The sequence below is a fragment of the Bartonella sp. TS25HLJMH genome, assembly GCF_042193505.1.
Taxonomy (GTDB): domain Bacteria; phylum Pseudomonadota; class Alphaproteobacteria; order Rhizobiales; family Rhizobiaceae; genus Bartonella; species Bartonella grahamii.
Window position 1 is genome coordinate 1 of the sequence record NZ_JBHILV010000027.1, and the last position, 10750, is coordinate 10750.

General features: G+C 42.6%; 6 protein-coding genes and 1 pseudogene. 1 reads left to right on the top strand and 6 read right to left on the bottom strand.

The window, feature by feature from the left end; translation table 11 throughout:
* Positions 1 to 427: 427 nt before the first annotated feature.
* On the bottom strand, positions 428 to 3007 hold the full coding sequence (gene clpB, locus ACFINF_RS08225) for an ATP-dependent chaperone ClpB (protein ID WP_375620451.1): 2580 nt from the start codon (positions 3005 to 3007) through the stop codon (positions 428 to 430).
* A gap of 603 nt (positions 3008 to 3610) precedes the next feature.
* Complete coding sequence (locus ACFINF_RS08230; RefSeq protein WP_375620452.1) at positions 3611 to 3820, bottom strand: hypothetical protein; 210 nt, start codon at positions 3818 to 3820, stop codon at positions 3611 to 3613.
* A gap of 883 nt (positions 3821 to 4703) precedes the next feature.
* Here ACFINF_RS08230 and ACFINF_RS08235 point away from each other — a divergent pair.
* Positions 4704 to 5077 (top strand): annotated as a pseudogene (locus tag ACFINF_RS08235) (helix-turn-helix domain-containing protein).
* A gap of 424 nt (positions 5078 to 5501) precedes the next feature.
* Here the strand turns inward: ACFINF_RS08235 and ACFINF_RS08240 are convergent.
* From ACFINF_RS08240 to infA, 4 genes are all read right to left on the bottom strand, one after another.
* Positions 5502 to 6710, bottom strand: a complete 1209-nt coding sequence (locus tag ACFINF_RS08240) for an MFS transporter (protein WP_375620455.1) — start codon at positions 6708 to 6710, stop codon at positions 5502 to 5504.
* 304 nt (positions 6711 to 7014) lie between these two features.
* Entirely contained in the window at positions 7015 to 7299 is a 285-nt protein-coding gene (gene yacG / locus ACFINF_RS08245; protein WP_375620453.1) for a DNA gyrase inhibitor YacG, read from the bottom strand.
* A gap of 21 nt (positions 7300 to 7320) precedes the next feature.
* A complete protein-coding gene (locus ACFINF_RS08250) occupies positions 7321 to 8034 on the bottom strand; it encodes a Maf family nucleotide pyrophosphatase (RefSeq protein WP_375620454.1) in 714 nt (237 codons plus the stop codon).
* A gap of 218 nt (positions 8035 to 8252) precedes the next feature.
* Positions 8253 to 8471: a translation initiation factor IF-1 gene (gene infA, locus ACFINF_RS08255; protein WP_004857577.1), complete on the bottom strand. Its 219-nt coding sequence runs from the start codon at positions 8469 to 8471 to the stop codon at positions 8253 to 8255.
* Between the last annotated feature and the right edge of the window lie 2279 nt (positions 8472 to 10750).

The window sequence follows — 10750 nt, forward strand, 5'->3', positions numbered from 1 at the left end:
TAATCCCCCTAACATATAAGATTCAGATCACGACCCCTCAAACAACAGCACTTCATCAGGCTCAATAACTCAAGCCCTGCCCTCAAATATTCTAGCACCCCACACCCCCTCAAAGAGCAGTGTTTTACGGCGGATAAACGGCACTTCTCTTTAACGCTTTTACGCACAAAGCAATAAAGCAATCCCGCTTGTGACTTCACTTATAACATTGCAAGAAAATAGTTTTCACGACAACCAGAAGTAAAAGAACCCTACGATATTCGAGAACGCTCATTTAACATGCAAAAACACCAACCACTCCCTTTGCTTTGCAATAAAATACCGCTGTCTCATCGTGAATTTTTCTAAATCAGCACGCCTCAAAGAGCGGTGTTTTATCACATAATAGGATTATCACCGCCCCTTTATAGCGTAAATTTCTCCAAACTTAATCTTCAGGCAAAAATTCCAACCGATCCCCTTGTTTTGTAATTTTCACCGTTGTCTCATCGTGAATTTTTCCAAACAAGATATTTTCCGCCATCGGGTCTTGAATTTCTTTTTGGATAATCCGTTTAAGTGGACGTGCACCATAGAGGGGATCATAGCCTTTATCGGCAAGAAATTTTCTCACCTCTGGCTCGATTTGCAAAGTTATTTTGCGTTCATTGAGCAAATTTTGCAAATGTTCTATCTGAATATCAACGATCGCTTCCATATCGTGGCGTTGCAATCTTTGAAAGAGAATAATCTCATCAATACGGTTTAAAAATTCAGGACGAAAAGCCGCTTTGACGACATTCATGACATCATTTTTTGCCTGATCGGTTGTTTGTCCTTCAGGCAAAGCGGTTAAAAATTCAGCGCCAAGATTAGAAGTCATAATCAGCAAGGTATTGCGAAAATCGACGGTACGTCCTTGACTATCGGTCAAACGTCCCTCATCGAGCACTTGCAACAAGAGATTAAAAATATCAGGATGTGCTTTTTCAATTTCGTCGAACAGAATGACCTGATAAGGTCTTCTTCGTACGGCTTCGGTCAGCACGCCTCCCTCTTCATATCCAACATATCCAGGCGGCGCCCCAATAAGCCGCGCCCCAGCATGTTTTTCCATATATTCCGACATATCGATGCGCAACATGGCATTGGAGTCTTGGAAAAGAAAAGCAGCAAGAGCTTTGGTTAATTCGGTTTTTCCCACACCAGTAGGACCCAAAAACATGAAAGAGCCAAGGGGGCGATTGGGATCTTGCAACCCTGCGCGCGCACGGCGTACAGCGCGAGAAACAGCTTGAATAGCCTCACCCTGACCAATCACACGTTTGCTAATTTCATCTTCCATCCGCAACAGCGCCTCGCGTTCTGCCTCCAGCATTCGATCAACAGGAATACCGGTCCAGCGTGAAACAATCCGTGCCACATGTTCAGCAGTAACCGTTTCTTCAACAAGATGATTTTGTTGGTCATCATTTTCAGCGATGCTCAATTGTTTTTCGAGTTCAGGGATAACGCTATAAGCGAGCTCTCCAGCTTTTTGGAATTGTCCATCACGCTGTGCAATAGCCAAAGCATTACGTGCTTCTTCGAGTTGTTTTTTCAAATCAGCAGCATGCCCTAATTTTTGTTTCTCAGCCTGCCAAGCCGTTGTCATTTCGCTAGACTGTTGTTCCAATGTTTTCAGTTCATCCTGCACGCTTTGCAAACGTTCTTTTGCTGTTGGCTCCACATCAGTTTTCAAAGCTTCACGTTCGATCTTCAATTGTAAAATACGCCGATCAATGGCATCAAGTTCTTCCGGCTTTGAATCGACTTGCATCCGCAACCGTGCCGCCGCTTCATCAATAAGATCAATGGCTTTATCAGGCAAGAAACGATCCGTAATATAGCGGTTAGACAAACGCGCTGCCGCGATCAGTGCACTATCTGCCAAGCGCACTTTATGATGTTGTTCATATTTTTCTTTAATACCGCGCAAAATAGAGATAGTATCCTCTAAAGAGGGTTCAGGCACAAAGACCGGCTGGAAGCGGCGTGCAAGAGCAGCATCTTTTTCGACATATTTTCGATATTCATCCAAAGTCGTAGCCCCCACACAGTGGAGTTCTCCGCGTGCGAGAGCAGGTTTTAGCAAGTTGGAAGCATCCATAGGCCCATCGGATTTTCCTGCCCCCACGAGATTATGCAATTCATCAATAAACAAAATGATCTGACCATTTTCAGCTTGTACCTCTGCCAGCACTGCTTTGAGGCGCTCTTCGAATTCCCCACGATATTTTGCGCCAGCGATAAGTGCTCCCATATCGAGCGCATGAAGCTGTTTATCACGCAAAGTTTCAGGCACATCGCCATTAACAATGCGCAATGCCAACCCTTCCACAATAGCTGTTTTCCCCACCCCTGGTTCACCGATCAGCACAGGATTATTTTTGGTACGCCGTGAAAGCACCTGAATAGTGCGGCGAATTTCCTCTTCCCGCCCAATAACAGGATCAAGTTTTCCTTCACGCGCATCTTTTGTCAAATCACGAGCATATTTTTGCAGAGCATCATATTGGCTTTCGGCATGGGGGCTTGTCGCTGTTTTTCCCTTCCGCAAATCATTAATAGCCTGATTAAGCGCTTGCACTGTCAAACCACCACTTGTGAGAACATCAGCGGTTTTTGCGGTCTTTTCCATGATCAGTGCTTGCAACACACGCTCCACAGTCACAAATTGATCACCGGCTTTTTTTGCCAGATCTTCAGCCATGTTAAAAACTTTTGCCAACGGCTGAGACAAATAGAGCTGTCCATTCCCCCCTTGCACTTTTGGCAAAGCATCAAGTGCTTTGTTAAGCGCCTTTCGAATAAGAGTAAGATCACCACCCGCTTTTTGGATCAATGATGCTGCCAACCCTTGAGAATCGTCTAACAGTACTTTTAACAGATGCTCCGGCATAAATTGCTGATGATCAGAAGCAAGAGCGCTATTTTGTGCTGATTGTAAAAAACCTTGCAACCGTTCGCTATATTTTTCCAAGTTCATTTTTTTTCCTTAAATCTCAAGCCACCGCCGCACTTTAAATTCCCCCAACATCCCACAAAAGAGACATCTTCAAAGGACCGACCACCCCTCACCAAACACCGCAAATGATGCCACATGAAGAAGAACCGTAGTGCTAAAAAGAATATGGGTCCTCACAAGCCCTATAGCAAGAGGGAGAGAAAGGTGCACTGTCATTATTTAAATAAAAACTGCACCTCCCCTATACCCTCCACCATCACAACCCCACCATTCCCTCCACATACTCTTCTCCCACCAACGGGTTTCACCCCCCTCTTCATCCCAGCTTTCCCCCTCCATTCACAGTCTCTTCACCCCCCCCTAGTTCTCTGACCACATTCCACGCCAGACAAAAGCCCAATATGACCAAAAACACGCACAATACACAAAGCACAAATCTTCCGCTTCACTTTTACAGATTCACATTTTTACGCTTTTACATCATTACAGAACAAAGCTAAAGGAAAGGTTCACCACCCCACGCTGCTCTATAAACAATCCAGCTTCTTATCTAGGGAAGGACTACTGATCACTTCATATAATTATCACCACCCCCCAAAAGACGCACTTCATCAGACAAGGCAGTTAAGTCCAGCCTAAAATATTCCCCACACACTCTTCTCCAGTCAACGCGCTTAACACCCCTCTTCCTCCCAACTTCCCCCTCCATTCACAAATGCCTCCCCCCCCATTTATCTCACCACATTCCACGCCAGACAAAAGCCCAACGTGACCCCAAAACACGCACAATGCATAAATCCACAAATCCTCCACTTCACTTTTACGGATATACATTTTTACGCTTTTACATCATTACAGAACAAAGCTAAAGGAAAGGTTCACCACTCCGCGCTGCTCTATAAACACTGGTCTGTAAACGAACAAAGCTTTTTGCCTAATCCCCCTTACAGTCTTCAGACACCCCTCCTCAAACGACAGCACTTCCTCAGACTCAACAAATCAAGCCCTATCATGAATATTCTAGCTCTTCCCCCCCCTAAAAGAGCGATGTTTTATGGCATAACAGAATAAAAAATATTTTTGATTTTTCTTGCCAATATACTGAAATTACTTTACAAATTTAAAAGTGTTTTAGTCGTCTACGCAGCGATCAAGAGGGAAGACGAGCCCTAAGCTCTAGCGTAAAAACGAACCCGCTTTGCGAATATCTTGAGTTTCCGGGAGATTTTGCTATGTCCAGGTGTTCTCAACACTAAAAGCAAAAAACTGACTAGAGCTCAGTATTTTGACTCCCGGAATACCAATGCGAGGGCGCTCGCAACCGGAGGGGGGGCTTGAAGTGCAAACCAAAAATCCACATTTTATCGACATTTCTGATTAAGCAAAAAACGCGATTTATAATCCATATTTCACACTTTTTTAAAAAGTACCCAATCTTATAGCCTTTGAAATTATTTTGATTTTTCTTGCCAATCTCCTGAAATTGCCTTATCACTTAAAGTGTGATTTTGATCGTCCACGCAACGGTCAAATAGGGAGTTGAAGACCCGAAACCTAAACATAAATTTATCCCACTCTGTGGGTTTCCCGGGATTCCGGGAGTTTTTGCTATGTCCAAGTGTTCTCAACACTAAAAGCAAAATGCTGATTTAGGTTCAGTATTTTCAACCTCCCGGAATACCAATGCGAGGGCGCTCGCAACCGGAGGGGGCTTGAAGTGCCAACTAAAAATCCACATTTTATCGACATTTCTGATTAAGCAAAAGAATCCGTCACAGACGCATTTCAATGGCGCTTTCTCAAAAAGAATTAGGAAGCCATTTAGGTGTCAGTTTCCAACAAATTCAAAAGTATGAAAAAGGCTTAAATCGTGTAAGTGCCAAATGTTTACTGGAAATCGCCCAAAAACTGGAAATTCCCATAAGCTTTTTTTATGCAGACCTTGCCACAAAAGAAGATATTCCTACAAAAGAAACTCTCTTACACCTCGATCAATGCACCTATAGCGAAAAAGAACACGCACTTTTAAAAAACTTTAGAGAGCTCCAGCCAAAAAAACAAAAAGCAATCTTGTGGTTGATTTCTGATTAAGCAAAAGCACAACAATTAACATACCCCCTGCCTAAAGTTTCCCATACCTGATATCACCATACCTCCAAGAGTGATATTTTACGGCATATAGGATAATTTATACTATAGCTCATTTTCTGTTTCCATTATTGCTTAAAGTCAAGCTGATTAAGGATCAGCAGCTGGGGTTTAAAGTTTGACTATTCATGGCATAACAGGGTTCAATACAGTGCAATCGTTACTCAAAACCATGCCCCGATTGCGTTTACGAAACAGTGAAACAGTATCGAGAAGGCAAAGACAAGACAGAACAAACATATGAGCGGTTAAGTAAAAATCAAAAGATTGAGCTTATAACATTGTAAAAGCTGCCCGATGCTGGGTTTCCCGCGCGCTCTAAATCTCAGAAAAATGATTTAAAACACTTATTTCATTGATGAGCCAATCATTCAGAATGAATAATGAACAAAGAACGGTTCACCAATATCCCGATACCCAATAAACAGAATAATCCACTCAATCCAGAAAAAAGGAACAACTGCCCAGCCGTAGTGTGACCTAAAACAAACGCTCCAACAAAAGGAGCCACCAACATAGCTAAATTTTGTATAGACTGCACCCATCCAGAAGCCAACCCAATCTGTTCATTGAAATTGGTTACCAGATAAACGTTAGAAGATATGGAAAAGTAGGCACTAACCATCCCGATGAGGAAAAAACAGAAAAACAAAGTCTCAATACGGAGTAAATCCAAGTAAAAAAAGCACACTGAGATCAGTACAAAACAAACCATTGCTGACATTGCAGGCATTAACAACTCTGATATTTTTCCTGTAAGGGGTTTATGCTTTGATTGTTTCACTCTCCAAAACCCATATAGAAAATTACCAATCCCTGAAGCAGATACCAACATCCCAAGAGCCTGTTTATTCATTTTCAGTGCATTAAGGATGATAGGCAACTGATTATTCACCATAAAGATCATGGCAAAATACACAAACATCACCGCCACATAGGCATACCAAGTTGTCCCATAAAGCCTATGCTGTGATTTCATGGTTTTCGCTGTTTTTACCATGAGCGACGAGACAGGTTTTGCACCAATACAACAAAACACTATAAAGCCTAGCAATGTCAGAAATCCAGACAACAATAAAGTATATGTATCTGACAAAAACGCAGAGAGCATACTCCCCAAAGCAGGTCCTATCATCTTCGCCATGCTATTGATCATGTTAAGCACAGAATAGTAACGAGTCCGTCCGTTTTCAGGCACAGAATTTGCACTGAGAACGGAAATTGCTGGAATAGCTAGACTATTGAATGTCGCTCGAATAACTGCCAGTATAATAAATCCTTGCAGACTAGTAGCCATCAATAAAACGACAGTACATAACGCCCGTAACAACAACGATGCACGCAACCAATGTATCATATAACGGCCACCGACCAACATTCCAATTGGCTTAGACAGAACGATACCAGGTAATAATGTTGCCGCTCCAATAAAAGCGACATCATATTGATCAGCTTTCCAATAGAACACAGATACGGTCAAAATCACGATATAATCAATCCAGCCCCCAAATGACACCATGCCATTACCCAGCAAAAGCACCAGCAAGCGATTTTTTGTTGCCCCATCTATTTGCACCAAAACACGCGCCCCTTCTTTTTTGTTAGCAATACTGATTGGATATCAATTCTTCCCTCACACCTTAAAGGCATTATCAACCTTCCTGCAACAAAGAAATTGATAATTACAAAACCACTGGTGCTAAGTCTTAGATATGTATTAAAACTTCCATCGTTGATTGAACTTAATCTGCGTCTCTACGAATGACGACAATAACCAAGCCGTTAATCCAGCTCTTGAATCCATTTACGATAAACCCGCGCGCCTTCCCTTCAGCTCCAACACAAAAAACGCTCTGAGCGTTCTCTCCTCAAAAGGACTCTTATTCTTCTTCATCACTTTTCTGCGTCGGGGGCGGTAAAATATAAGCGCCTGAAAGCCAACGATTAAGATCAATGGCTCGGCACCGTGTGGAACAAAAAGGATAGGCGTTTTGTTGTGACATTTGACCACAAATCGGACAAGGATGCGGAGGACGAATCTCTTTTTGCAAATTTAGCTCTTTTTTTTCTTGGCGCACCTTTGTCATCTGCTCCTTCATTAATTTTTCTTCTGTTCCTTTTTTTTCATTTTTGCTTTTCTCTTTTTGTTGCTTTTCACCTTGCATTGATCTTGCCTTAACGTTTTTCTAATGCGTTTCTTCAGCCCAGTGAGTGAAAAGTGGATAGTGATAAGCGGTCAAGAGATCGACTGTTTCAGCCAACGGTAAACCAACCACATTGGAGTAAGAACCAGCCATATGGACGACGAAAGCACCGGCTTTTCCCTGAATAGCGTAGCCCCCAGCTTTCCCTTGCCATTCACCAGAAGCAAGGTAAGCCTTCATCATAGCAGAAGTTAAGCGTCTAAAACGGACACGACTTTCAACCAATTTTACGGTTATTTTTCCACGTTCATTGAGCGCACAAACGGCGCCATAGACCTTGTGTGAACGCCCAGAAAGGTATCGCAAACATTCATAAGCCTCGTCTTCACCCTCTGGTTTGGGGAGAATGGTGCGCCCCACAGCCACCACCGTATCAGCAGCCAAGATAATCATTTTCTGTTGAGGTAATTCTTCTTGACCATTCTGCAACTCTTCTTGACCATTCTGATTGTACCAGCGCAAAATTTCTTGAGCTTTCAGCGCTTTCTCTTTTGCCAAACGTTTGGCAAGGTTTGCAGGATGTTCTTTTAATTTTGGCGTTTCATCAATATCGCTTGCACAAACCTGCTGAGGATCAATCCCTATTTGTGCTAAGAGCGCTAAACGTCTTGGCGAAGCGGAAGCAAGCACCAAATGAATTTCTTCTGTAAGAGTATCTGCCAAACGTTTTTTCCCCCACTCTCTTATATTTTTCATTTCCACCCCTTCACAATCGACTTCCCTCTCACCCCTTTTAAGCGCCCCTTTTAAACGCCATTAATCTCCTTATCTTTTTACCGCATTGATTTTACAGTTTTTCAAGGGCATTCAAACACTCCCCTTTTTTCACTCATGAAGAGCAAGCTTAAAAACTGTTAAAAAATAATAGAAATAATATGATGGCTTTTACAAAAAAGCGCAAGCCACCCCTTAGGCTACTTATAGCGATATGTAATGCGCCCTTTTGTCAAATCATAAGGTGTCATTTCCACCATGATTTTATCACCTGCCAACACGCGGATACGATTTTTTCGCATTCTACCAGCAGTATGCGCAATAATTTCATGATCATTTTCCAGTTTCACACGAAACATTGCGTTCGGTAAGAGTTCAGTAACGATACCAGAAAATTCTAAAACTTCTTCTTTTGACATAAACAATCATTTCCTTTACAGTGCACATATTTTGTTAAGCTGTGCGTTATTTCCAGCGTTCATATCCTATTTTCTTGAGTTTGTGAATAAAAATTCAACAAAAAGAGAAAGGTTTTTCAAGTTTACTCTCTCATGCGCTCAAAAAACATCACCACACATATCACCACAGATATTGAGGCTCAAAACTTTCTCTCCACTAATTTTACCCACCCATTTCCTCCAATTTTATGATGATCTTGATTTCAGAGTAACAAGAAATTACGCTAAATTTTCTCCCCCTCAAGCGTTTTCCCAACGCCTCTGTCTATCCTCCACGACTTACAAACAATCCTCATCCCTCCAACTTTACCTCACCTTCCACACCCCTAAACACGCGCCATTTGGATAAACACCCCTTCCCATCCAAAAGTCCCCTCCTTTTTTCAAAAACCTCCTCCACACACCCATTCACGACATGCTTCACCGCCCCACACTTCACACTCTATGCATTTTCCGTACAGACTGACTCATTTTTCCTCTCACACACTTCATTTAAGCTATCCTCTATTTATGTTGCTCTCCCAGCTTGAAAACACTCCCTATACATTCCGTCTCATTAACCACAACGCCCCCTAACAACATAAAGCCTTTTCCTTTTTTGCATATTTCCATTTTCACGCTTTTACATATTTACAGAAAGAAGCCAAATGAAACCTCCACACCGCCCCGCGCTGCTATGAAAACAATACTCTACAACCCAACTTCTTACCCAACACCCCCACGCACTTCAGATCCCCCCTCAAATGACACCACTTCATCAAGTACCATAAGCCAAGCGCTATCTCCTCACACCATCCTTCATGCATCCCTTCGCACCCCCGCCTTTTATCCACACCACACCCCTCTAATCTGTTCATTCTCATTCCCCAAACCCTCTCTCCTCTCTCGTCAACGCACCCACCTCTTCATCCAACTTCCCCTCCCTTCACAGACTCTTCATCCCCAAACCATCTTCCCTTCTCCCGTCAATTTCCCACCTCTTCATTCCAGCTTACCACTCCATTCACAGAAACTCTTTCCCCCATTTATCTCACCACATTCCATACCATGCCAAAAGCATACACACTGCACAAATCCTCCACTCCTTTTTCACGAATATACGTTTTCACGCTTTTACATATTTACAGAAAGAAGCCAAATGAAACCTCCACACCGCCCCGCGCGCTGCTATGAAAACAATACTCTACAACCCAGCTTCTTACCCAACACCCCCACGCACTTCAGATCACCCCCCTCAAATGAAACTATTTCATCAGACCAGACAAAGAAATCCAGCCTAATATTCATCACACTCTAAAAAACACCTTGATAAATTGATATGCCTGATATCACCACCCTATAAGCTCCCCTTCTAATCATGATTTCGGAGCCGCGTGAAAGGAATCAAACAAGCCGTTAGGTTCTTTTTGTCAAGGACGCCGTTAGGCGCCATGTAATGGTCTCCTTGACCTTAAGAACCTAGGATTGTTAGTCCCCTCATTAAATGCGGGTCTGATCTCATGATTTTGGTGAGCGTTCCGGCAAGTTTGAGAGGCGGAAAGCCTCTCATTAAAAAATAAAGTTTATAAATAAAAACTATTTTTATTTGCCAATCTTCTGAAATTACTTTATCACTTAAAAGATATTTTGATCGTCCACGCAACGATCAAGAGGGAAAACAAGCCCTAAACCCTAGCGTACAATTGAACCCACTTTTGTGGGGGCCCCGGGATTCCGGGAGTTTTTGCTATGTCCAAGTGCTTTAAGCACTAAAAGCAAAAAAACTGACTAGGGTTCAGTACTTGTGACTCCCGGAATACCAATGCGAGGGCGCTCGCAACCGGAGGGGGGCTTGAAGTGCCAACTAAAAATCCAAATTTTATCGACATTTTGATAGGAAAAAACGCGATTTATAATCCATATTTCGCACTTTTTTAAAAATTACCCAATCTTATAGTCTTTGAGATTATTTTGATTTTTCTTGCCAATCTCCTGAAATTACTTTATTGATAAGCACGTGTTTTTGATCGTCCACGCAACGATCAAATAGGGAGCTAAAAGCCCGAAAGCTTAATACATAAATTTATCCCGCATTGCGGGTATCCCGGAATTCCGGGAGATTTTGCTATGTCCAGGTGCGATGAGCACTAAAAGCAAAAAGCTGATTAAGCTCAGTACTTTTAGACTCCCGGAATACCAATGCGAGGGCGCTCGCAACCGGAGGGGGGCTTGAAGTGCCAACCAAAAATCCAAATTTTGTT